Source organism: Streptomyces sp. CNX435, from assembly GCF_059570575.1.
Map to the genome: position 1 here is coordinate 35181 of NZ_JCANTA010000002.1, position 23516 is coordinate 58696.

Here is a 23516-nt window from a genome sequence, read left to right on the forward strand (position 1 = left end):
AACAGGCCGGTCGCCTCTGGCGGCCGGCCTTTGCGCCCCTTCGAGGGAGGTGAGCGGATGACCGGCAGCATCCCCGCTGAAGGCACCCGAACGGCCGAGGGCACCGCCCCGGTCCGCCGGGTGCGCTCGACCCGCGGGACCACGCCGCAGGCCGTGCTGCTCGACATGGACGGCACTCTGGTCGACACCGAGGGCTTCTGGTGGGCCGCCGAGGTCTCGGTCTTCGCCGAGTTCGGCCACGAGCTGAACGAGGAGCAGCGCCGGGTCGTCGTCGGCGGCCCGATGTCGCGCAGCGCCGCGTACCTCATCGCCTCGACCGGCGCCGACATCGCGCTGCCCGAGCTGACCACCCGGCTCAACACCCGCTTCGAGGAGCTGGTCGACGGCAACGTGCCCCTCATGCCCGGCGCCCGGCGGCTGCTCACCGAACTCGCCGCGCACGACGTGCCCACGGCGCTGGTCTCCGCCTCCCACCGGCGCATCATCGACCGGGTGCTCCGCTCGCTGGGCCCCGAGTTCTTCCACCTCTCCGTGGCCGGCGACGAGATCCCGCGGACGAAGCCCCACCCCGACCCGTACCTGCACGCCGCCGCCGCCCTCGGCGCCGACCCGCGGCGCTGCGCCGTGGTGGAGGACACCCTCACCGGTGTGACGGCGGCGGAGGCGGCCGGCTGCGCGGTCGTGGCGGTGCCGTCGGTGACGCCGATCGAGCCCGCGCAGGGACGGCACCTCGTGCGCTCCCTCACGGAAGTCGATCTCCCCTTTCTCCGCTCCGTAGTCGAGCGCCTCCAGTGAGAAAGCGACGGAGAAACTCCGCGCGGCGGCGCATGTATTTTGCGTGACGAAAGTCATTACCCCATTGCGGCTTCCGGGCGCGGATTCAACAGGGTGAGCTTTCTCACGTGAAGAGTTCTCGACAGGTGCCCTGGACTGTGCTGCCGGGGGCCCGGCCGTCTCCCGTCGCGCCCCTCTATGTCAGGTTTGGTTGGTGTTCGCGGCCATTGTTCCCGCGTCCGGTTATCGGAAGGAAGCCGGGCGTAATCTCCGCGTGATTCCTTCTCAACTTCCCTGCGGCCCGGCCTGGCTGGGTGCTCCGGCTAATCTCTCCGGGGAAGCCCGAGGGAGAAAGTAGACCATGATTCGTAAGTCGTACGTGCTGCCCGCGCTGCTGGGCATGCTCGCCCCGGTTCTCGCCTCCTGCGGCATGGTGGGGGACTCCGGCGGAGACGGCGACGCGATCGTGGTGGGCACAACCGACCGGCTGGAGCTGACCGAGGAGAACCCCGCCCCGCTCGACCCGGCCACGGCGTACGACATCAACTCCTGGAACGTCCTGCAGAACACCTTCCAGACGCTGATGCGGATGCCGCGTACGGGCTCGGAGCCCGAACCGGACGCCGCGGAGCGGTGCGTCTTCGCCGACCGGCTCAGCGAGCAGTACCGCTGCACGCTCCGCGACGGCCTGAAATTCACCAACGGCCACGACCTGACGGCCGAGGACGTCAAGTTCTCGATCGAGCGGATGCTGGAAATCAAGAACCCCAACGGCCCGTTCCCGCTGCTCGCCAACGTCGACACCGTGGAGACCCCCGACGCGCTGACCGTGGTCTTCCACCTCAAGACGCCGGACGCGACGTTCCCCCTCAAGCTCGCCACCCCCGCCGCGGCCATCGTCGACAGCGAGGTCTACGAGAAGGACAAGCTCTACAAGGGCTTCGAGATCGCCGGCTCCGGCCCGTACAGCCTGAAGGTGGAGCACGAGAACGACGTCGCCACCAAGGCCGTCTACACCGGCAACGACGACTACAAGGGCGAGGTCGAGCCGCAGAACGACGCGGTCGAGGTGCATTACTTCGACACCTCCAAGCACATGGAGGACGCCATCTCCGGCGGCGACATCGACGTGATGGGCCGCAGCCTGAAGCCGGAGCAGATCAACCGCCTCGACGAGGGCGCCGACAGCGACATCAGCCTCTTCGAGACGCCCGGCGCGGAGATCGCCTACCTCGTCTTCGACGTGCGGAACCCGACCGTCGAGGACGTCGCCGTACGCCGGGCGACGGCCGAGGTGATCGACAGGACGAAGCTCGCGCGGGACGTCTACCAGCGCACCGTCGACCCGCTGTTCGCGATGATCCCGCGCGGCATCATCGGCCACAACACCGCGTTCCACGACGCCTACGGCGACCGTCCGGACGTCGACAGCGCCCGCGAACTGCTGCGGGAGGCAGGCGTCGAGACGCCGGTCCAGCTCACCCTGAACTACACCAGCGACCACTACGGCGAGACGACGAAGGCAGAGTTCGAGGAGCTGCGCGACCAGCTCAACCGGTCCGGCCTCTTCGACGTCACCGTCAAGGGCGACACCTGGGAGACGTACAAGAAGAGCTACGCGGAGAACCGGTACGCCGTCTACGGCCTGCACTGGTACCCCGACTTCCCCGACCCCGACACGTTCACCGCGCCGTTCGTCGGCGAGGAGAACTTCACCTTCAACAACTACGAGAGCTCCGTCGTCGAGGACCTGATCCCGCGGACCCGCCAGGAGGCGCAGCGGGAACGTACGACGGACAGCTTCGAGCGGGTCCAGGACGTCCTCGCCAGCGACGTCCCGTACCTCCCGCTTTGGCAGGGCAAGCAGTACATCGCGGCGCGCGACACCGTCACGGGGGCGGAATGGGCGCTCAACTCGTCGTCGACGCTGCAGCTGTGGGAGCTGCGGCGCGGGCTGAGCGAGTAGGGGCCACCGGCGGTACCGCGCCGGGCAGTGAACCGACCCGAGCGAAGGACCCACACACGTGAAGAAGGCTGTCCAGCGGCTCGCCCCACCCGTCGGTGCCGCCATGGCCACCGTACTGCTCGCCGCCGGCTGCGGCTCGGACTCCGGACCGGGGGCCGGCTCCGGTGACGCGGTCGTGATGGGGATGACCGACAAGGTCACCGCCATCGATCCCGCCGCGGGCTACGACGTCGGCTCCTGGCTGGTGTTCAACAACGTCTTCCAGTCCCTGCTGAGCTTCCCCAAGGGCGCCACCGAGCCCGAACCGGAGGCGGCGAAGGACTGCGCCTTCGACGACGCCGACAGCCGCGTCTACACCTGCACCCTGCAGGACGGGCTGAAGTTCTCCAACGGCTCGGAACTCACCTCCGAGGATGTGAAGTTCTCCTTCGAACGCACCCTCGGCATCAACGACCCCGCGGGCCCCGCCATCCTCCTCGACTCGGTCGGCAATATCGAGACGCCCGACGAGCTGACCGTCACCTTCCGGCTGGACTACCCCGACGCGACCTTCCCCATGAAGATCGCCTCCGGCGCCGGATCGATCGTGGACAGCGACTCCTACCCGCGGGACAAGCTGCGCGAGGACGGCAAGGCCGTCGGCTCCGGCCCGTACAAGCTGGACTCCTACCAGGAGGGCAGGGAGGCGGAGTTCACCGTCAACTCCGGCTACAAGGGCACCGCGACGGTGCAGAACTCCGGGATGACGCTGCGGCTTTACGGCGGCTCCGGCGGCGACGACACGCTGAAGCAGGACCTGGAGAACGGCGACATCGACCTGGCCTACCGCGGCCTGGCGATGAAGGACATCGCCGAGCTGCAGGACCAGGCCGGCGCCGGCCAGAAGATCCAGCTCGTCGAGGGCACCAGCGCCGAGGTGCAGCACCTGGTCTTCAACATGGACGATCCGGTCGCCGGCAACCCGGCGGTGCGCAAGGCGTTCGCGTACCTCATCGACCGCAACGCGCTGGTCAGCGAGGTCTACGAGGGCACCGCGGAGGAGCTGTACTCGATCGTCCCGGCCGGCATCACCGGCCACAACACCGCCTTCTACGACACCTACGGCGACCGGCCCGACCCGGCCAGGGCCGAGCGGGTGCTGCGGCAGGCGGGCATCGACGAGAAGGTGCGGGTCACGCTGCACGCCACGCCCGAGCGCTACGGGCCCGGCACGGTGCCGTCCTTCGAGCTGATCGCCGAGCAGCTCAACGCCAGCGGCCTGTTCGAGGCGGACGTGGAGTCCGTGCCGCTGGAGGAGTTCGAGAAGGCCATCGAGCAGGGCGAGTACGGCGTGTACGTCAAGGGCTGGGTGCCGGACTACCCGGACCCGGACAACTTCACCTCGCCGTTCTTCGGCGAGGGCAACGTGCTGGCCAACAACTACGACCCGGGCCGGATCACCAGCGAGCTGATCCCGGCGACCGCCGCGCAGTCGCAGCGTACGGCCACGGTGGACGCCTACGGCGAGCTGCAGGACATCGTCGCCGACCAGGTGCCGGTGATACCGCTGTGGCAGGGCAAGCAGTATGCGGCCGCCCGGGAGAACATCCTCGGCCTGGAATGGACGCTGGACGCCTCGACGGTCTTCCGGTTCTGGGAGATATCGAAAGGCTCGGAGTGACCGTCACCCCGGCCTGCCCCGTGCCGCCCCGGTGAGCGGAGCCCGTCGCGACGAAGGGCTCCCGGTCCCCTCAGGACCCGCCGGGGCGCACCAGTCGGCTCTCGTACGCGTACACCGCGGCCTGCACCCGGTCGCGCAGGCCCAGCTTGGTCAGCACATGGCCCACGTGGGTCTTCACGGTCGTCTCGCTGACGAACAGGTCGGCGGCGATCTCGGCGTTCGACAGCCCCCGGGCCACCAGCTTCAGCACCTCGACCTCGCGCTCGGTGAGCGTGTCCAGCGAGTCCGGGACGTCTTTCTCGCCCGTCGGCAGCTTGGTCGCGAACTTGTCGAGCAGCCGTTTGGTGATGCTCGGGGCGAGCATCGCGTCCCCCGCGGCGACCACGCGGATCGCCTGCACCAGCTCGCCGGCCGGCGCGTCCTTGAGCAGGAAGCCACTGGCCCCGGCGCGCAGCGCCTCCACCACGTACTCGTCGAGGTCGAAGGTCGTCAGCACCAGCACCTTCGCGGGGCCGTCCCGGCCCGCGCCGGTGATTTGCCGGGTGGCCTCCACGCCGTCCATGCGGGGCATCCGGATGTCCATCAGCACCACGTCCGGCTGCAGCGCCCGGACCTGGTCGAGCGCCTGCAGCCCGTCGCCGGCCTCGCCGACGACAGCGATGTCCTGCTCCGCCTCCAGGATCATGCGGAAGCCGGTGCGCAGCAGCGGCTGGTCGTCGACGAGCAGGACGCGGATGGCCACAGGGTCTCCTCTACCTCTGCCGGACCGAACTGTCAGGCGGTGTCCATTCTGCCCTGCGCGCCGTCCCCGTCCCCGGCCGGGCGGGGCTGGGGCAGGGCGGGGTCCGGCGGCACCCCGCCGCCGAGCGGATACGGCGGCGGGGTGCCGCCGAAGGCCGGGCAGGCGGCCTGGAAGTCGCACCAGCCGCACAGCCGGCCGGGCTTGGGCCGCCAGTCGCCGCTCTCCGTCGCGCGCTGGATCGCCTGCCACAGCGCGTGCACCTTGCGCTCCACGCCGCGCAGGTCGGCCTCGTCCGGGTCGTACGTCAACACGTCACCGCTGCCCAGGTAGACCAGCTGCAGCCGGCGCGGGACGCTGCCGCGCAGCCGCCACAGCACCAGCGCGTAGAACTTGATCTGGAAGAGGGCGTCCGCGGCGTACTCCGGCGGGGGCGCCTTACCGGTCTTGTAGTCCACGACGCGGACCTCGCCGGTCGGCGCCACGTCGACCCGGTCGATGACGCCGCGCAGCTTCAGCCCGGAGGCCAGCATGGTCTCCACGAACAGCTCCCGCTCCGCGGGCTCCAGCCGCGCCGGGTCCTCCAGCGTGAACCACCGCTCGACGAGCTGCTCGGCCCCGGCCAGCCACGCCGCCAGCCGCTCCGCGGCCCCCTCCGCACCGCCGTCCCCGCCTCCGCCCCCGTCGCCCGCATCCGCTGCCTTCGCGGCCTCGCCGCCGTCCCCGGCGTCTCCCGCGTCTCCCGCGTCGCCCTCCGCGAACAGCTCCGCCAGCTCCGGCCGGGCCGCGAGCATCCGCTCCCACGCCGGCGCCACCAGCGCCCGCGCCCGCGGCGGCGTACGCTCGGCAGCAGGATCGTCGAAGAGCCGCTCCAGCACCGCGTGCACCAGCGTCCCCCGGGCCGCGGAGGCGCGCGGCTTCTCCGGCAACCTGTCGATCACCCGGAAGCGGTACATCAACGGGCAGGTCATGAAGTCGGCCGCGCGGGAGGGAGACAGCGCCTGGGGCGGCGCCGGGGCCCGTGGAGCGTCCGGCCCGGCGTCCCCTCCGGGCTGCGGCGGGGCGGGGTCCGCGGGGGGGTTCCCGGTGTCGGTGCGGGTACTCATGGTGTACGACCCTAGGGCCCACCACCGACATCCGGCGGCATAGCATGCAGGCCAGACCGGCGGGCAGGAAACGGGGCGCCGCGAACGGGCAGGAGTGGGAGTCGTGAGCGAGGAGCGCAGGGGCGATCGGCCCCGCCGCCGCGGCGGCATCCTCATGGGCCGCCCCTTCGGCGTGCCCGTGTACGTCGCCCCGAGCTGGTTCCTCGTCGCCGCGCTCATCACCTGGGTCTTCGGCGGCCAGCTGGAGCGGATCCTGCCCGAGCTGGGCGCCCTGCGGTACGTCATCGCGCTGTTCTTCGCCGTCGCGTTCTACGCCTCCGTGCTCGTACACGAACTGGCCCACACCCGCGTCGCGATCCACTACAAGCTGCCCGTACGCCGCATCCAGCTGCAGTTCTTCGGCGGCGTCTCGGAGATCGAGAAGGAGTCGGAGACCCCGGGCCGTGAGTTCTGGCTCGCGTTCGCCGGCCCGCTGCTCTCGCTGGTCCTCGCCGGCGGCTTCTTCGGCGCCCTGCAGCTCGTCGAGGAGGACACGGTGCCCGCCGTGCTGCTCGCGGCGCTGATGATCTCTAACCTCATCGTGGCCGTCTTCAACCTGCTGCCCGGCCTGCCGCTGGACGGCGGCCGGATGCTGCGCGCCGTGGTGTGGAAGGTCAGCGGGAAGCCCATGACCGGCACGGTCGTCGCCGCCTGGGTGGGCCGTGCGCTGGCCGTGGCCACGCTCATCGGGCTGCCGCTGTTCACCCACTCCCGGGCGTCCGACCCCGGCAGCTTCGACACCGTCACCGACGCCCTGCTGGCGGCGATCCTGGCCGCTATCATCTGGACCGGCGCCGGCAACAGCCTGCGCATGGCCCGGCTGCGCGAGCGGCTGCCCGAGCTGCGCGCCCGCGCGCTCACCCGCAGGGCGGCGCCCGTCACCGCCGACACCCCGCTGTCCGAGGCGCTGCGCCGGGCCGACGCGGCCGGCGCCCGCGCCCTCGTGGTCGTCGACGGCCGCGGCGACCCCACCGGCGTCGTACGGGGCGCGGCCATCGCCCAGACGCCGGCCCACCGCCGCCCCTGGGTGGCCGTCAGCGCGCTCTCGCAGGACCTCACGGACGAGATGAAGGTCTCCGCGGAGCTGACCGGCGAGCAACTGCTGGAGCACCTGCGCGAGAGCCCGCACAGCGAGTACCTCGTCGTGGAGGAGACCGGCCACATCTACGGCGTGCTCGCCACCGCCGACGTCGAGCGCGCCTTCGTCGCCGCGATGGCCCGCCCGCAGTCCTGACCCCCGCAGGCCGATAGGGTGAGCGGCATGTCCGAGCCGACCGGTGCCGCCCGCCGCCGCGGGCCCTTCCAGGTCGGGGACCAGGTACAGCTCACCGACCCCAAGGGCCGCCACTACACGTTCACGCTCGAAGCCGGGAAGTCCTTCCACACCCACAAGGGCTCCTTCCCGCACGACGAGCTGATCGACGCCCCCGAGGGAACCGTCGTGCGCACCACGGGCAACGTCCCGTACCTCGCGCTGCGCCCCCTGCTCCCCGACTACGTCCTGTCCATGCCGCGCGGAGCGGCCGTCGTCTACCCCAAGGACGCCGGCCAGATCCTGGCGTTCGCCGACGTCTTCCCCGGCGCGCGCGTGGTCGAGGCGGGCGTCGGCTCCGGGTCGCTGACCAGCTTCCTGCTACGCGCCGTCGGCGACAGCGGCATGCTGCACTCGTACGAGCGCCGCGCGGACTTCGCCGACGTCGCCCGGCAGAACGTCGAGCGCTACTTCGGCGGCCCGCACCCCGCCTGGCGGCTGACCGTCGGCGACCTGCAGGACAACCTCTCCGACACCGACGTGGACCGCGTCATCCTCGACATGCTCGCGCCCTGGGAGTGCCTGGACGCCGTCGCCAAGGCCCTGGTGCCCGGCGGCATCCTCTGCGCGTACGTCGCCACCACCACCCAGCTCGCCCGAACCGTCGAGTCCATCCGCGAGCACGGCAACTTCAACGAACCGCAGGCGTGGGAGACCATGCTGCGCAACTGGCACGTCGAGGGCCTGGCCGTACGCCCCGACCACCGCATGATCGGCCACACCGGCTTCCTGCTCACCGCCCGCAGGCTCGCCGACGGCGTCGAGCCGCCGCTGCGCCGCAGGCGGCCCGCGAAGGGGGCGTACGGGGAGGATTACACCGGCCCCGGCGGCCAGCGGGCCGACGGGGCGGGCTGAGGCGGCAGAGAAGTGGGCACAGAAGCGGCACGGGACGTTCCGCGGGCGGCCGGTGTGTGACACCATGCTGCCCTCTCCATGGCCCTCCCAGCCCTCCCAGGAGCCTCACCCGTGCAGCCTCTGCCCGGCGCCGACCTCCCGCACACCCACCCCCGCGCGGTGCACTGGATCGCCACCGCGGCCGCCATGGCCGGCGTCATCGCCCTCGCCGCGCTCATCCAACCCCCGACCGAGGCCGCCGGCAACGACGACAAGGGCGACCACGCGGGCAGACCCGCCCCCGGCCCGGACCCGGACACCGCCACCTACCCCGTGGACTGCGCCGGCACCGAGCCCGAGGTCTTCAAACACGGCTCCGCGGACTTCGACGCCGACGGCCGCGCCGAGACCGTGGCCGTGGTCCGCTGCCAGGCCGCCGCCGGCACCCCGCCCAGCGGGATGTACGTCCTCTCCGGCGCCGCCAAGCCCGGACGGTCACCGCGCGTGACCGAAACCCTCCTCGACCCCGCCGAGGGGATGAGCGTCGGGGAATTCGCTGTCCGCGAAAACGATATTTCGGCCACCCTCCTCGGCTACTCCTCGCCCGACGTCCCCCGCAGCAAGCCGGACAAGCAGCGCAACGTGACCTGGAACTGGGAGAACGGCCGCTTCCGCCTCACCGCCGAGCCCGTGCCCGGCACCCAGGTCTGAGCCCCCGCCGCCGCCCCCGCCACACCGCACCACCCGCCGGTCCCCGGAGCAAGCCGGGGACCGGTCGTCGTTCCGCTGCAATTCCAGGCACCCTTGGCGGGTGTTGAACGTTGTAGACGAAACAAATGGCTGCTTTCCGATGTTGCTGGATGGGTAATTGCCTGGCGTGAGGACGGGCGCACGGGTGAAGATCGGATGCACCCCGACCGTCTTTGTGATCTAGGGGTTTCAAGTGGGACGCGGCCAGGTAGGGTCAGGAAGCGTCCAGCTCCCCTTGGAGGAGGTGAGGACCGTGGCAGCCCACGACGACGACACCAACCGCGGCATCCGGCCGGGTCGAGGGTCCGAAGACCCTGCCGGCCAGGTCGCCTACCTTGAGCAGGAGATCGCCGTCCTGCGACGAAAGCTCGCCGACTCGCCGCGTCACACGAGGATCCTCGAAGAGCGCATCGTCGAGTTGCAGACCAACCTCGCCGGAGTGTCCGCGCAGAACGAGCGCCTCGCCAACACTCTCCGTGAGGCCCGCGACCAGATCGTGGCCCTCAAGGAAGAGGTCGACCGGCTGGCCCAGCCACCCGCCGGCTTCGGCGTCTTCCTGGAGGCAAACGACGACGGCACGGCGGACATCTTCACCGGCGGCCGCAAGCTGCGGGTGAACGTCAGCCCCAGCGTGGAGCTGGAAGAGCTCCGCCGCGGCCAGGAGCTGATGCTCAACGAGGCGCTGAACGTGGTCGAGGCCATGGAGTTCGAACGCTCCGGAGACATCGTCACCCTCAAGGAGATCCTGGAGGACGGCGAGCGCGCCCTCGTCATGGGCCACACCGACGAGGAGAAGGTGGTGCGGCTCGCCGAGCCGCTGCTGCACACCACCATCCGCGCCGGAGACGCCCTGCTGCTCGAACCCCGCTCCGGATACGTCTACGAGGTCATCCCCAAGAGCGAGGTCGAGGAGCTGGTCCTCGAAGAGGTCCCCGACATCGACTACACCAAGATCGGCGGTTTGGGCAACCAGATCGAGCTGATCAGAGACGCCGTCGAGCTGCCCTACCTCCACCCGGACCTCTTCAAGGAGCACGAGCTGCGGCCCCCGAAGGGCGTGCTGCTCTACGGCCCGCCCGGCTGCGGCAAGACGCTGATCGCCAAAGCGGTGGCCAATTCCCTCGCCAAGAAGGTCGCCGAGCACACCGGCCGCCCCGCGGGCAAGAGCTACTTCCTGAACATCAAGGGCCCCGAACTGCTCAACAAGTACGTCGGCGAGACCGAGCGGCACATCCGCCTGGTCTTCCAGCGGGCCCGCGAGAAGGCCAGCGAGGGCACCCCCGTCATCGTCTTCTTCGACGAGATGGACTCCCTCTTCCGCACCCGCGGCTCCGGCGTCAGCTCGGACGTGGAGAACACCATCGTCCCGCAGCTGCTCTCCGAGATCGACGGCGTGGAAGGCCTGGAGAACGTCATCGTCATCGGCGCCTCGAACCGCGAAGACATGATCGACCCCGCGATCCTGCGCCCCGGCCGGCTCGACGTGAAGATCAAGATCGAGCGCCCGGACGCCGAGGCCGCGAAGGACATCTTCTCGAAGTACCTGACCCGGACCCTGCCGCTGCACGCCGAGGACATGTCGGAGCACGGCGGCTCGCCGGAGGCCACGGTCGACGCGATGATCCAGTCCGTCGTCGAACAGATGTACGCCGAGTCCGAGGAGAACAGGTTCCTGGAGGTCACGTACGCCAACGGGGACAAGGAAGTCCTGTACTTCAAGGACTTCAACTCCGGCGCAATGATCGAGAACATCGTGGACCGTGCCAAGAAGATGGCCATCAAGGCGTTCCTCGACCACAACCAGAAGGGTCTGCGCGTCTCCCACCTGCTCGCCGCCTGCGTCGACGAGTTCAAGGAGAACGAGGACCTCCCCAACACGACCAACCCCGACGACTGGGCCAGGATCTCCGGAAAGAAGGGGGAACGGATCGTGTTCATCCGCACCCTCGTCACCGGAAAGCAGGGCGCCGACACGGGCCGGTCGATCGACACGGTCGCCAACACCGGTCAGTACCTGTAAATGCGGCAATCCGGCTGCGGGGGCACCACACGGCCGCCCGCAGCCGGACACGTATTTCCACGGGTACGAACGGACCGGAGCAAAGACTGTAATGATCTCCCCACCGCCGCTAAGGCGTTCTAGGCTCTTCCCTACCGGCGCGTCGCACAGCGCATCGCCGCAGCAGGGACCACGCGTGCCGCAGACGCAGCGGTACATGAGTGCCGTCCAGGGCCGGGGCCGGCACCGGGCAAGGAGGGCCGCATGACCGTACGGCGAGTAATGGGCATCGAAACGGAGTACGGAATCTCCGTTCCGGGCCACCCGAACGCCAATGCCATGCTCACCTCATCCCAGGTCGTCAACGCGTACGCCGCGGCGATGCACCGGGCGCGGCGCGCCCGCTGGGACTTCGAGGAGGAGAACCCGCTGCGGGACGCCCGCGGCTTCGACCTCGCCCGCGAGGCCGCCGACGCCAGCCAGCTGACAGACGAAGACATCGGCCTCGCCAACGTCATCCTCACCAACGGCGCACGGCTCTACGTAGACCACGCCCACCCCGAGTACAGCGCACCCGAGGTCACCAACCCCCGCGACGCCGTCCTATGGGACAAAGCCGGCGAACGCATCATGGCCGAAGCCGCCGAACGCGCGGCCCAGCTGCCCGGCGCACAGCCGATCCACCTCTACAAGAACAACACCGACAACAAGGGCGCCTCCTACGGCTGCCACGAGAACTACCTGATGAAGCGGGAAACCCCCTTCTCGGACATCGTGCGCCACCTGACGCCCTTCTTCGTCTCCCGTCAGGTCTTCGCCGGCGCCGGCCGCGTCGGCATCGGCCAAGACGGCAACGAACACGGCTTCCAGCTCAGCCAGCGCGCCGACTACTTCGAAGTCGAGGTCGGCCTGGAAACCACGCTCAAGCGCCCCATCATCAACACCCGCGACGAACCCCACGCCGACGCCGAAAAATACCGCCGACTGCACGTCATCATCGGCGACGCCAACCTCTCGGAGATCTCCACATACCTCAAGCTCGGCACCACCGCCCTGGTGCTGTCGATGATCGAGGACGGCTTCATCGCCGTCGACCTGGCCGTCGACCAGCCGGTACGGACACTGCACCAGGTCTCCCACGACCCCACGCTGCGCCACCAGGTCGTACTGCGCAGCGGGCGCACGCTCACCGCCGTGCAGCTCCAGATGGAGTACTGCGAGCTGGCCCGCAAGTACGTCGAGGAGCGCTTCGGCGCCGACGCGGACGACCAGACCAAAGACGTGCTGACCCGATGGGAGGACACCCTCAACCGACTGGAGGCCGACCCCATGAGCCTGGCCGGCGAGCTGGACTGGCTGGCCAAGCTGGAGCTGCTGGAGGGCTACCGCCGCCGCGACGGCCTGGACTGGGACGCGGCCCGCCTCGCCCTGGTCGACCTGCAGTACGCCGACGTACGCCCCGAGAAGGGCCTGTACAACCGCCTGGCCGCGCGCGGCCGCGTCAAGCGGCTGCTGGCCGAGGACGACGTCGTACGGGCCGTGAAGAACCCCCCGGAGGACACCCGGGCGTACTTCCGCGGCCGCTGCCTGGAGCAGTACGCGGACGACGTCGCCGCAGCCTCCTGGGACTCGGTCATCTTCGACCTCCCCGGCCGTGACTCGCTGCAGCGGGTGCCGACCCTGGAACCCCTCCGGGGTACCCGCAACCACGTCAAGGAGCTGCTGGACCGCTGCCGCACGGCGGAGGAGCTGGTACGGGTCCTCTCCGGCGGCTGAGCGACTGAGCCGGGACGGACCGGGCTAAAGGTGGCGCGGAGGGGAATCATCCGGGTGGCCTTCGAGCGTTGAGAGAGCACGGGGCCGATGTCGGGCCCAGCTTGTAGGGTCGGATCTTGCAGGGCGACGCAGTCAGGACCATCGGGCGACACCGAGCGGGGTGAGGGATATGGCGACCAAGGACAGCGGCGGTGGTCAGCAGAAGGCCACGCGGTCCCAGGAAGAGGTCGAGGAGCAGGCGCAGGACGCCGAGGTCTCCGAGGACCTGAAGGAACGGCAGGAGAAGCTGTCCGAGGACGTGGACTCGTTTCTCGACGAAATCGATGATGTGCTCGAAGAGAACGCCGAGGACTTCGTGCGCAGTTTCGTTCAGAAGGGTGGACAGTAGTTCACGGACATGAACGAGAAGCGCTGTTCACGATGCAAACGATCTCTACCGCGAGAAGCTTTCGCCCGCCACGCAGACAACCGTGACGGGCTCCAGGACTACTGCAAGTCGTGCAGCCGGGAGTACTACAAGGCGTGGGACGCCAAGAAGCGACGAGAGAGGCGAGCGCTCAAGTATCCTCCCGTGCCACCTGGCCACAAGAGGTGTCGCGGGTGCGGTGAGGTGAAGCCGCACCGCGAGTGGCACAAGAACGCGACCGCCTCCGACGGATTGTCGACGCGCTGCAAGGCGTGTAGGGCCGTTGCGGGCCGGGCTGGCCACCTCAAGAGGCAGTACGGCATGACGGAAGCCGAACGTGATGAGCTGATCGCGTCGCAGATGGGCGTGTGTCTCGTCTGCCTCTCGGCTCCGGCTGTGCACGTAGACCACGACCACGAGACCGGTAAGGTCCGTGGCGTACTGTGCTTCAGCTGCAACGCAGCCCTAGGGCAGTTCAAGGACCGGCCGGACGTCATAAGGCGTGCCGCCGCATACGTGGAAGGAACCGTGTGGAAGCCACCCCTCGGAGCACCGGGCGCCTGCCAGCCGCCTTCCTGACCCCGGGCTCGTCCTCGTTCATGGACTTCCTGGGTGTGCACGCCCCGGCGGCCCTGCCGGGCAACCGGGAACTGCCGCCCGTGAAGGGCGCCGTCGAGGCGCCGCACGGCACTACCATCGTGGCCGTGGCCTTCCCCGGCGGGGTTGTGCTCGCCGGTGACCGCCGCGCCACGATGGGGAACATGATCGCTCAGCGCGACATCGAGAAGGTCTTCCCCGCCGACGAGTACTCGGCCATCGGCATCGCCGGCACCGCGGGGGTCGCGGTCGAGATGGTGCGGCTGTTCCAGCTGGAGCTGGAGCACTTCGAGAAGGTCGAGGGGGCGCAGCTCTCTCTGGAGGGCAAGGCCAACAGGCTGTCCACGATGATCCGGTCCAATCTCGGTATGGCCATGCAGGGGCTGGCGGTGTTGCCGCTCTTCGCCGGCTGGGATCCCGCGCGTGAGAAGGGCCGTATCTTCTCGTACGACGTGACGGGCGGCCGGACTGAGGAGCGCGGTTTCGCGTCTGTGGGCTCCGGGTCGGTGTTCGCCCGCGGTGCGCTGAAGAAGCTGTTCACCGACGAGCTGACGGAGGAGCAGGCCGCCACCGTCGTCGTCCAGGCGCTGTATGACGCGGCGGACGACGACTCCGCCACCGGCGGGCCTGACATGACCCGACGTATTTTCCCCATTGTCACGTCCATCACCGACGAGGGCTTCCGCAGGCTCGCCGACGACGAGGTCTCCGAGATCGCCCGCGCGGTGGTCGACGGCAGATTGGAGCAGCCGGACGGCCCGCGGGCGTCGGTGCTCTGACGCGCGCGGCCCCACGAGATTTCCCCACCGAGCAGAGAGGGACGGATAAGCCGGTGTCGACACCGTTCTACGTCTCACCCCAGCAGGCCATGGCGGACCGCGCGGAGTACGCCCGCAAGGGCATCGCGCGTGGGCGCAGCGTGGTCGTGCTGCAGTACAGCGACGGCATCCTGTTCGTCGCGGAGAACCCGTCCCGGGCCCTGCACAAGGTCAGTGAGATCTACGACAGGATCGCCTTCGCCGCCGTCGGCAAGTACAACGAGTTCGAGAACCTGCGTATCGGCGGTGTTCGCTACGCGGATCTGCGCGGGTACACGTACGACCGTGAGGACGTCACCGCCCGCGGTCTCGCCAACGTCTACGCCCAGACTCTCGGCACCATCTTCTCCAGCGGCGCTGAGAAGCCGTACGAGGTGGAGCTGATCGTCGCGGAGGTGGGGGAGACCCCCGCTGACGACCAGATTTTCCGGCTGCCGCACGATGGGTCGATCGTCGACGAGCACGGGTCGGTCGCTGTCGGTGGCAATGCCGATCAGATCAGCAGCTATCTCGATCAGCGGCACCGTGAGGGTATGACGCTGGCGGAGGGGCTGAAGCTGGCGGCGGAGTCGCTCGCCCGGGACAACAACGGCGGCGAGCGGGAGCTGACGTCGAAGCAGCTGGAGGTCGCGGTTCTCGACCGGAACCGGGCGCAGCAGCGGAAGTTCCGGCGGATCCTCGGCACGCAGCTCTCCCGGCTGCTGGAGGAGGACGGGGACGGCGGCGCGGGCGGCTCCGGTGCCGGGGCGGCGGAGGACGAGGAGGGCGTGGAAGAAACCGCGGACGCCTCGGACGCCCCGGAGACCACGGACGCCCCGGAGGACACGGACGCCGGGGACGGCGCCGCGAAGGAGCCGGGAGGCGGCTCCGGCAAGAAGAAGAAGTAGAAGCAGCGGTACGGCGTCGACCGGGCGGGCCCTGTGAGGGCCCGCCCGTCGTCGTGTCCGCGCCCGGCGGCCCGCTACGCGCCCCGCGCAGGTGCCGTCGAGTCGCGGACCGTCAGCCGGGCCGGGACCGTCGTGCCGCCTGCCCGGCGGCCCGCCAGGGCGTCGAGCAGCGCCGTCATCCCGGCCGCGCCCACGGTGTCGGCCGGTAGCCGTACGGTGGTCAGTTCCGGCTCTACGGCGGTGGCCAGTGCCAGGTCGTCGAAGCCGGTGACCGACACGTCGTGCGGCACCCGCAGCCCGAGGCGCCGTACGGCCTTGCAGGCGCCCGCGGCGAGGAGGTCGTCGTCGCATACCAGCGCTGTGGGCCGGTCCGCCGGAGGCCCCGTGAGTGCCCGCTGTGCCGCCGTCAGCCCGCCCGCGACGGACAGCTCCGCGCGTTCGGTGCGCAGCCGGGCGCCCGGCATGGCGACGAGGGCGTCGGCGAGGGCCCGGCCGCGGGCGGCGAAGGTCCAGGAGTCGATGCCGGCGGCGATGTGGGTGATGCGCCGGTGGCCGAGCTCCAGCAGGTGCCGGACGACCTGGCGCATGCCGTCGGCGACGTCGGCGTTGACGGTGGCGACCGCGCCGGCGTCGGCGGGGTCGCTGTCGAGCATGACGAGCGGGAGTCCGCCGCCGCGCAGTGCCCGTACGGCGTCGGTGGCCATGGAGGAGGCGATGACGCCGTCGACGGCGGTGTGGGCGGCGGCGAACGGGTCGGGGGCGGGTCCGATGCCTTCGGGGGAGGGGTAGAGCACGACGCCGAAGTCGTGGGCGGCGGCGGCGCGCGCGGCGCCGGTGTGCACTCCGGCGAAGAACTCGTTGGTGAGTGCGGGGACGACGAGCAGGGCGGTGCGGGTGCCGCCGGTGCGCAGGGTGCGGGCGGCGGCGTTGGGGCGGTAGCCCAGTTCGCGGGCGGCGGCGCGGACGGCGTCGGCCTTGGCGGCGGAGACTCGGCCGCGCCACTTGTCGCCGAGGACGAGTGAGACGGCCGCCTGTGAGACGCCTGCGGCGCGGGCGACGTCGCGGCTGGTGACGGCGCTGCCGCGGGCCGTGGCCGGCGGCTGTGGAGCCGTGCTGCCCGCTCCCGGCGGCCCGCCGCGCCCTCGGTCCCCGTGCCTGCTCCGCATGCTGCCTCCTTGTCCCGTTCCCGGACCGTGGGGTCGACCCTCGCTCGTGTTACGTATAACCTACGGCGTTATACGTAACACGCCAGCGTTTCGGGAGGGACCGTGCTGCGGGGATACGCCGAGTTGCTGCGCGTCCGGTATGTCGGCCGGCTGCTCACCGGCACGCTGATCGGCCGGTTGCCCAACGCCGCCGCCGCCTTCGCCATCGTGCTGTTCGTCCGCGCCGAAGGCGGCTCGTACACCCTCGGCGGCATCCTCTCCGGCGGCTACGGCCTGGCCACCGCCGTCGGGCAGCCGCTGCTCGGCCGGGCCGTCGACCTCCGCGGCCAGCCGCGGGTGCTGCTGCCCAGCGCCCTGCTGTCCGCCGCCGGCATGGCCCTCTTCGCCGTCGTGGGCATCGAGCCGCTGCCGCTGGCCTGCGCCGCGGTCCTGGTCGCCGGGCTGTTCACACCGCCGTTGGAGGGCGCGCTGCGGGCGCTGTGGCCCAGCGTGCTGAAGCGCCCCGACCGCGTGCACGGCGCGTACGCCCTGGACGCCGTCGCGCAGGAGGTGATGTTCGCCGTCGCGCCGCTGATCGTCACCGTGCTGGCCGGCACCGCCTCCGAGGCCGCCGCGCTGCTCGTGCTGAACGCCCTGGGCGTGCTGGGCGCCCTGTGGGTCGTCCTCTCGCCGCCCGCCCGCCGGTGGCGCTCGGAGCCCCGCGAGGCGCACTGGCTGGGCGCCCTGCGCGCGCCCGGGCTGCAGGTGGTCCTCGGCGCGTTCTTCTTCGTCGGCGTCGCCCTCGGCGGTACGGCCGTCGCCTCCGTCGCGTACGCCGACGCCCGCGGCGGCGACGCCATCGGCGGCTACCTCCTCTCCGCGCTCGGCGCCGGCGCCCTGGTCGGCGGCGTCGTCTACGGCGCCCGGCAGTGGCCGGGCCGGGCCGAGCGCCGGCTGCAGCTGCTCCTGGCCGGCCTGGCGGTCGGCTACCTGCCGCTGACGCTCACCCCCGGCCCCGCCGCGATGACGCTGCTCTCCGGCGTCGCGGGCCTGTTCCTCGCTCCGGCGCTCGCCTGCTCCTTCGTCGTCATCGACCGGCACGCGCCGCGCGGCACGGCCACGGAGGCGTTCTCCTGGCTGGTGACGACCTTCGGCTTCGGCGCCGCGGCCGGCACCGCGGTCACCGGCCCCGCCGTCGAGTACGGCGGCGAGACCGGCGGCTTTGCGGTCGTCGGGTTCGGCGGGGCGGCGGCGCTGCTGGTGCTGACCGGCTTCGTGCGGATTCTGGCGCGAACCGGTCACCCGCGACCGGCGGTCGAAAAAGATCGAATCGGCGGAGCTGCACCCGGTTTCGAAACTGAGCGACAGGCGTAATGTTCAGTCATGGACCGCCGCATCTTCGGGCTTGAGAACGAGTACGGCGTCACCTGCACGTTCCGAGGGCAGCGCCGCCTGTCCCCGGACGAGGTGGCGCGCTATCTCTTCCGCCGAGTCGTCTCCTGGGGCCGCAGCAGCAACGTCTTCCTGCGCAACGGCGCACGGCTGTACCTGGACGTCGGCTCGCACCCCGAATACGCAACTCCCGAGTGTGACAACGTCATCGAACTGGTCACCCACGACAAGGCGGGCGAGCGCATCCTCGAGGGCCTCCTCGTGGACGCCGAACGCCGGCTCCACGAGGAGGGCATCGCCGGCGACGTCTACCTCTTCAAGAACAACACCGACTCCGCCGGCAACTCCTACGGCTGCCACGAGAACTACCTGGTGGCCCGGCACGGCGAATTCTCCCGGCTCGCCGACATCCTCATCCCGTTCCTCGTCACCAGGCAGCTGATCTGCGGCGCCGGAAAGGTGCTGCAGACGCCGCGCGGCGCGGTCTACTGCGTCAGCCAGCGCGCGGAGCACATCTGGGAGGGCGTCAGCTCCGCCACGACCCGCTCCCGGCCCATCATCAACACCCGCGACGAGCCGCACGCCGACGCCGAGCGCTACCGCCGGCTGCACGTCATCGTCGGCGACTCCAACATGTCCGAGACGACCATGCTGCTCAAGGTCGGCGCCACCGACCTCGTGCTGCGCATGATCGAGGCCGGCACCGTGATGCGCGACCTGACCCTGGAGAACCCGATCCGGGCCATCCGCGAGGTCAGCCACGACATGACCGGGCAGCGCAAGGTGCGCCTGGCCAGCGGGCGTGAGGCGTCCGCGCTGGAGGTGCAGCAGGAGTACTACGAGAAGGCCGTGGACTTCTGCGAGCGCCGCGGCATCCGCACCGGCACCGTCGAGCGCGTCCTGGAACTCTGGGGGCGCACCCTGGAGGCAATCCGCTCCCAGGACCTCGCCAAGGTCGGCACGGAGATCGACTGGATCATGAAGCACCAGCTGATCGAGCGCTACCGGGCGAAGAACAACATCACCCTCTCCCACCCCCGGATCGCGCAGATAGACCTCGCATATCACGACATCCACCGCCGCCGCGGGCTTTACTACCTGCTGGAGAAGCGCGGCCAGGCGGCCCGGATCTGCAACGACCTGAAGATCTTCGAGGCCAAGTCGGTCCCGCCGCAGACCACCCGGGCCAGGCTCCGCGGTGACTTCATCCGCCGGGCCCAGGAGCAGCGCCGGGACTTCACCGTGGACTGGGTGCACCTGAAGCTGAACGACCAGGCGCAGCGCACCGTGCTGTGCAAGGACCCGTTCCGCTCCGTGGACGACCGGGTGGAAAAGCTGATCGCCGGAATGTAGGCGGGGCGCGCGATGCCCGCGGGACAGAGGGGTTGACGGGGATCCGGGCGCGAAGGCCGTAGAGTGGCCGGAGCTGCCCGGACCCCCTACCCGAGTTGGACCCATGACACCTCGCAAAATGACCCGCATGGGGGCGGCGCTCGTCGTGCCCGCCCTGCTGTTCGCCGCAGCCTGCGGCTCCGACGACTCCTCGGACTCGGACAACGGGGGCGGCAAGGCCGCCGCCGTGACGAAGGTCACCGGCGACTTCGGCAAGGAGCCGAAGATGAACGTTCCGGATGACGCCAAGGCGTCCGACGAGGTCGTCGTCAAGACCCTCACCGAGGGCGACGGGGACAAGGTCGGCAAGGGCGACCAGGTCCGGCTGGACTTCGCCGGCAAGGCCATGAAGGACGGCCAGGACCTGGGCAGCACCTGGGCCCAGCCCGCCGCCCAGGGCGGCCAGCAGAGCGCCGACGGCCCGCGCCAGCAGGTGATCGGGAAGGTCGGCGAGCCGAACCAGATGCTGCCCCCGCAGGTGCTCGACTCCGTCGGCGGCCACACCGTGGGCAGCCGCCTGCTGGTCGAGGGCACCGCCGGCGCGCTGGTGGGCGAGAACCTCAACCCCGAGTCGGGCATCGGGAAGAGCGACGGCCTCGTCTGGGTCATCGACGTCGTCGGCGCCGGGAAGGTCGACGCCAAGGCCGAGCTGAAGGGCGAGTCCGCCGAGCCGCGCGACGGCATGCCGGAGATCGAGGTCCCCGCGGGCAAGGCCGCGAAGATCACCATCCCGGACGGCGCGGACGCCCCGAAGGAGCTGCAGGAGCAGGTCCTCATCAAGGGCAAGGGCGCCGAGGTCAAGGCCGGCCAGGGGCTCATCGCCCAGTACACCGGCTACGCCTGGGAGGACGGCAAGAAGTTCGACTCCTCCTGGGACAACGCCGGCGCGACCGCCTTCCAGATCGGGACCGGCTCGGTCGTCGAGGGCTGGGACAAGGCGCTCGTGGGCAAGAAGATCGGCGACCGGGTGCTGGTGGTCATCCCGCCGGAGCTGGGCTACGGCAAGTCCCAGGGCCACGAGCTGGAGAAGAAGACGCTGGTCTTCGTCGTCGACATCCTCGGCACGGTCTGACCTGCGGCCCGCGCGGCTCGAAGCCCGGCGGCACCGCCTGTGCCCTCGCGGCGGATACCGCCCGTGTGCGAAGCACCGGGGGACCGCCGCGGGGGGAGTCCGGTGTCGTTCACCGCGCGCGCCGCGCGTCGCGGGCCTCGGGGAGGTGCCGCCGGACAGGCCGTCCTCGCCACGCCCCCGGGAGGCGGCGGGACCGCCGGCCGCGGGTGTCTGCGAGACTTGGCAGCCCAGTCACCGTCACTCATGCGCGAGGAGTGTTCTTCCGTGAGCATCGACAAGCCCGAGGTCGACTTCCCCGAGGGCCCGGCGCCGGCCGACCTGGAGGTCCAGGATCTGTGGGAGGGCGAAGGACCCGAGGCGAAGGCCGGTGACACCGTCTCCGTCCACTACGTCGGGGTCGCCTTCTCCAGTGGCGAGGAGTTCGACGCCAGCTGGAACCGCGGCAAGCCGCTGCAGTTCCAGCTGGGTGCCGGCCAGGTCATCCCCGGCTGGGACCAGGGCGTGGCAGGCATGAAGGTCGGCGGCCGGCGCCGGCTGACCATCCCGCCGCACCTGGCCTACGGTCAGGCCGGCGCCGGCGGCGGCCGTATCAAGCCGGGCGAGACGCTGATCTTCGTCTGCGACCTGGTCGCGGTCTGAACGCCGCCGTCCGCACGTAGCACAGCGCAAGGGTCCGTCGACCCTGGGCCCTCGCCGTACGGCGAGGGCCTTCGCTTTGGCCGCCGGGCCCGGGCGGAGTACGGTCGTCATCTGCGAACACCAGCGACACGTGCGGACGACGGTCGCCGGCGGCGGCCGTGCGCCGCCCCGGACGCGCACTAAGGAGACCCCCTCGATGGCGATCGCCAAGGCGGAGCGGCTGATGTGCCTGGCGCTGTGCCTGCTCGGCACGGGCCGGCCGCTCAGCAAGCGTGAGCTGCGCACGTCCATCGAGGCCTACGTGGAAGCCTTCGGACCCGGTCGCGGGACGGCGTTCGGCTCCGACACCTCCGGTGAGGACGCCTTCAACCGGATGTTCGAGCGCGACAAGGACGACCTGCGCGAGCTGGGCATGGTCATCGACACCGTCGAGAGCCTGGACGGCGAGCCGGGCTATCTGGCGCGCCGGGACCACAACCGGCTGCCGCCCGTCACCCTCGACGCCGAGGAAGCCGCCGCGCTCGGGGTCGCCGCGAAGGTCTGGCAGCAGGCCCGGCTGGCCGGCGCGGCCAGTGGCGCGCTGCAGAAGCTGCGCGCCGCCGGGATGCCGCTCGCCGGGTCCGCCGACGGCCCCGGGGCCGGCGCGGTGGAGCAGGCCAGCGCGCTGGAGCCGCGGATTCCGGTACGCGAGGCGGCGTTCGAGCCGCTGATGCTCGCCTGCCGCGACCGGCGGCCCGTCGTCTTCCCGTACCGCAAGGCCAACGCGGCCCGCCCGGAGGATCGGCACGTCGAGCCGTGGCAGCTGGAGTGCTGGCGCGGCCACTGGTACCTCGTCGGCCACGACCGCGGCCGGGACGCCGAGCGCGTCTTCCGGCTCTCCCGCATCACCGGCCGGGTCCGCAACCGCGGCCGCGGCTTCACGGCCGAGGTGCCGGACCGCGTGACCGTACGTGAGACCGTCGAGCGCTGGGCCGGCGAGAGCGCCGACCGCTCGGCCCTGATCCGGCTGCGCGCCGGCGCCGGCTACCCGCTGCGCGCCCGTGCGTACGGCATCCGCGAGGCCGTGCTCCCCGGCTGGGACGACCTGGAGATCCCGTACGGGCACGGACTGGACGCCTGGCTGGTGGAGTTCGGGCCCGACGTGGTCGTCCTGGAGCCCGCCGAGCTGCGGGCCGACGTCATCGACCGGCTGCGCGCCGTGGCCAAGGGCTGAGGGGGAGCGGGGGAGCAGTGGCGAGTGCCATCGACCAGACCCGGCGGATGCTGTCGCTGGTGACGTATCTGCGGGAGCGCAACGGCGCGTACCTCTCGGACGTCGCCCGCGCCTTCGGCGTCACCGAGGACGAGCTGATCTCCGACCTGGACGTGCTGCCCATGTGCGGTACGAGCTTCCGCGGCGGCGACCTGCTCGACATCGACACCGACGGCGAGCGCATCTGGTTCCGCAACCCCGAGTCCACCGGCACCGGGGAGCCGCTGCGCCTGGCCGCCGACGAGGCCACCGCCCTGCTCGTGGCCGCCCGGGCCGTCGCCACGCTGCCGGGGCTGCGCGCCGGCGACCGGCAGGCGCTGCTCCGGGCCACCGCGAAGCTGGAGGCCGCGGCCGGCGAGTCGGCGGCGGCCAGCTCCAGCCTGTCGGTGACCTTCGAGTCCGAGGGCGGGGTCTTCGCCGAGGTCGACCGGGCCATCTCCGAGCGGCGCAGGCTGTGGCTGCGGTACTACTCGCCGTCGCGCGACGAGCTGACCGAGCGGGAGATCGATCCGATCCGGCTGGTCACCGTCGGGCACACGTACGTGGAGGCGTGGTGCCGGCTGTCGGAGGCGCGGCGCACGTTCCGCCTCGACCGGGTCGCCGGGATCCGTATCCTCGACGCCCCGGCCGACCCGCCGCCGGTGGAGCTGCGCGACCTGTCCGAGGGTATCGTCCAGCCGTCCGCGGAGGACCCCGAGGTCGTCATCGAGGTCGGCCCCGGGGGCCGTTGGGTCGCCGAGTACTACCCGCACGACAGCGCGGAGGAGCTGCCCGACGGGGGCCTGCGGATCTCGCTGCGCGCCCCGGACCCCGCGTCGCTGCGGCGGCTGGCGCTGCGGCTGGGTCGGGACGGACGGATCGTCTCGCCGGGCGACCTGGCGGAGAGCGCGCGCGACGCGGCGGTCAAGGCGCTGGCCGCGTACGACATTTAGGGGTAATCGCCCCTTTTCTGGCATGCGGG

At 70.9% G+C, this 23516-nt stretch carries 21 protein-coding genes; 18 read left to right on the top strand and 3 right to left on the bottom strand.

Features of this window, described 5'->3' with window-relative positions; translation table 11 throughout:
- Positions 1-57: 57 nt before the first annotated feature.
- The 3 genes from T328_RS03470 (at position 58) to T328_RS03480 (ending at position 4400) form a co-directional block, all read left to right on the top strand.
- Entirely contained in the window at positions 58-795 is a 738-nt protein-coding gene (locus T328_RS03470) for an HAD family hydrolase (protein ID WP_496494345.1), read from the top strand.
- Between the two features lie 340 nt (positions 796-1135).
- On the top strand, positions 1136-2740 hold the full coding sequence (locus T328_RS03475; RefSeq protein WP_496494346.1) for an ABC transporter substrate-binding protein: 1605 nt from the start codon (positions 1136-1138) through the stop codon (positions 2738-2740).
- 58 nt (positions 2741-2798) lie between these two features.
- Positions 2799-4400 carry an ABC transporter substrate-binding protein gene (locus T328_RS03480; RefSeq protein ID WP_496494347.1) on the top strand — a complete coding sequence of 534 codons (1602 nt, stop codon included), beginning with the start codon at positions 2799-2801 and terminating at the stop codon, positions 4398-4400.
- Positions 4401-4470: 70 nt separating this feature from the next.
- Here T328_RS03480 and T328_RS03485 read toward each other — a convergent pair whose 3' ends face one another.
- Together T328_RS03485 and T328_RS03490 are read right to left on the bottom strand one after the other, a co-directional pair.
- Positions 4471-5142 carry a response regulator gene (locus tag T328_RS03485; protein WP_496494348.1) on the bottom strand — a complete coding sequence of 224 codons (672 nt, stop codon included), beginning with the start codon at positions 5140-5142 and terminating at the stop codon, positions 4471-4473.
- Positions 5143-5174: 32 nt separating this feature from the next.
- Positions 5175-6245 (bottom strand): RecB family exonuclease, encoded by a 1071-nt coding sequence (locus T328_RS03490; RefSeq protein ID WP_496494349.1) that lies wholly within the window; start codon positions 6243-6245, stop codon positions 5175-5177.
- A 103-nt stretch (positions 6246-6348) separates the two neighbouring features.
- Between T328_RS03490 and T328_RS03495 the strand changes: the two genes are divergently transcribed.
- From T328_RS03495 to prcA, 9 genes are all read left to right on the top strand, one after another.
- Positions 6349-7518 carry a site-2 protease family protein gene (locus tag T328_RS03495; protein ID WP_496494350.1) on the top strand — a complete coding sequence of 390 codons (1170 nt, stop codon included), beginning with the start codon at positions 6349-6351 and terminating at the stop codon, positions 7516-7518.
- 27 nt (positions 7519-7545) lie between these two features.
- A complete protein-coding gene (locus T328_RS03500; RefSeq protein ID WP_496494351.1) occupies positions 7546-8451 on the top strand; it encodes a tRNA (adenine-N1)-methyltransferase in 906 nt (301 codons plus the stop codon).
- Positions 8452-8562: 111 nt separating this feature from the next.
- The gene (locus T328_RS03505) at positions 8563-9141 is read left to right on the top strand and encodes a hypothetical protein (RefSeq protein ID WP_496494352.1); all 579 of its coding nucleotides are present in this window, start codon (positions 8563-8565) and stop codon (positions 9139-9141) included.
- 292 nt (positions 9142-9433) lie between these two features.
- A complete protein-coding gene (gene arc, locus T328_RS03510; protein ID WP_496494353.1) occupies positions 9434-11200 on the top strand; it encodes a proteasome ATPase in 1767 nt (588 codons plus the stop codon).
- A 243-nt stretch (positions 11201-11443) separates the two neighbouring features.
- Positions 11444-12955 carry a depupylase/deamidase Dop gene (gene dop, locus T328_RS03515; protein WP_496494354.1) on the top strand — a complete coding sequence of 504 codons (1512 nt, stop codon included), beginning with the start codon at positions 11444-11446 and terminating at the stop codon, positions 12953-12955.
- Between the two features lie 169 nt (positions 12956-13124).
- Positions 13125-13343, top strand: coding sequence for a ubiquitin-like protein Pup (locus T328_RS03520; protein ID WP_496494355.1), 219 nt, complete (start codon positions 13125-13127; stop codon positions 13341-13343).
- 9 nt (positions 13344-13352) lie between these two features.
- Positions 13353-13940, top strand: coding sequence for an endonuclease VII domain-containing protein (locus T328_RS03525; protein WP_496494356.1), 588 nt, complete (start codon positions 13353-13355; stop codon positions 13938-13940).
- A complete protein-coding gene (prcB, locus tag T328_RS03530) occupies positions 13892-14737 on the top strand; it encodes a proteasome subunit beta (protein WP_496494357.1) in 846 nt (281 codons plus the stop codon). Before T328_RS03525 ends, prcB begins: the two co-directional genes overlap by 49 nt.
- Before the next feature lie 53 nt (positions 14738-14790).
- Positions 14791-15663 (top strand): proteasome subunit alpha, encoded by an 873-nt coding sequence (gene prcA / locus T328_RS03535; RefSeq protein ID WP_496494358.1) that lies wholly within the window; start codon positions 14791-14793, stop codon positions 15661-15663.
- A gap of 74 nt (positions 15664-15737) precedes the next feature.
- On the opposite strand, the gene T328_RS03540 is transcribed toward prcA, so the two are convergent.
- The gene (locus T328_RS03540; protein WP_496494359.1) at positions 15738-16829 is read right to left on the bottom strand and encodes a LacI family DNA-binding transcriptional regulator; all 1092 of its coding nucleotides are present in this window, start codon (positions 16827-16829) and stop codon (positions 15738-15740) included.
- A gap of 102 nt (positions 16830-16931) precedes the next feature.
- On the opposite strand from T328_RS03540, the gene T328_RS03545 reads away from it, so the two are divergent.
- From T328_RS03545 to T328_RS03570, 6 genes are all read left to right on the top strand, one after another.
- Positions 16932-18182: an MFS transporter gene (locus T328_RS03545; protein ID WP_496494360.1), complete on the top strand. Its 1251-nt coding sequence runs from the start codon at positions 16932-16934 to the stop codon at positions 18180-18182.
- Between the two features lie 9 nt (positions 18183-18191).
- A complete protein-coding gene (gene pafA, locus T328_RS03550) occupies positions 18192-19553 on the top strand; it encodes a Pup--protein ligase (RefSeq protein ID WP_496494361.1) in 1362 nt (453 codons plus the stop codon).
- Between the two features lie 127 nt (positions 19554-19680).
- Positions 19681-20664: an FKBP-type peptidyl-prolyl cis-trans isomerase gene (locus T328_RS03555; RefSeq protein ID WP_496494883.1), complete on the top strand. Its 984-nt coding sequence runs from the start codon at positions 19681-19683 to the stop codon at positions 20662-20664.
- 264 nt (positions 20665-20928) lie between these two features.
- A complete protein-coding gene (locus T328_RS03560; protein ID WP_496494362.1) occupies positions 20929-21303 on the top strand; it encodes an FKBP-type peptidyl-prolyl cis-trans isomerase in 375 nt (124 codons plus the stop codon).
- A 196-nt stretch (positions 21304-21499) separates the two neighbouring features.
- Complete coding sequence (locus T328_RS03565; RefSeq protein WP_496494363.1) at positions 21500-22516, top strand: helix-turn-helix transcriptional regulator; 1017 nt, start codon at positions 21500-21502, stop codon at positions 22514-22516.
- 47 nt (positions 22517-22563) lie between these two features.
- Positions 22564-23487: a helix-turn-helix transcriptional regulator gene (locus tag T328_RS03570; RefSeq protein ID WP_496494884.1), complete on the top strand. Its 924-nt coding sequence runs from the start codon at positions 22564-22566 to the stop codon at positions 23485-23487.
- The last annotated feature ends 29 nt before the right edge of the window (positions 23488-23516 follow it).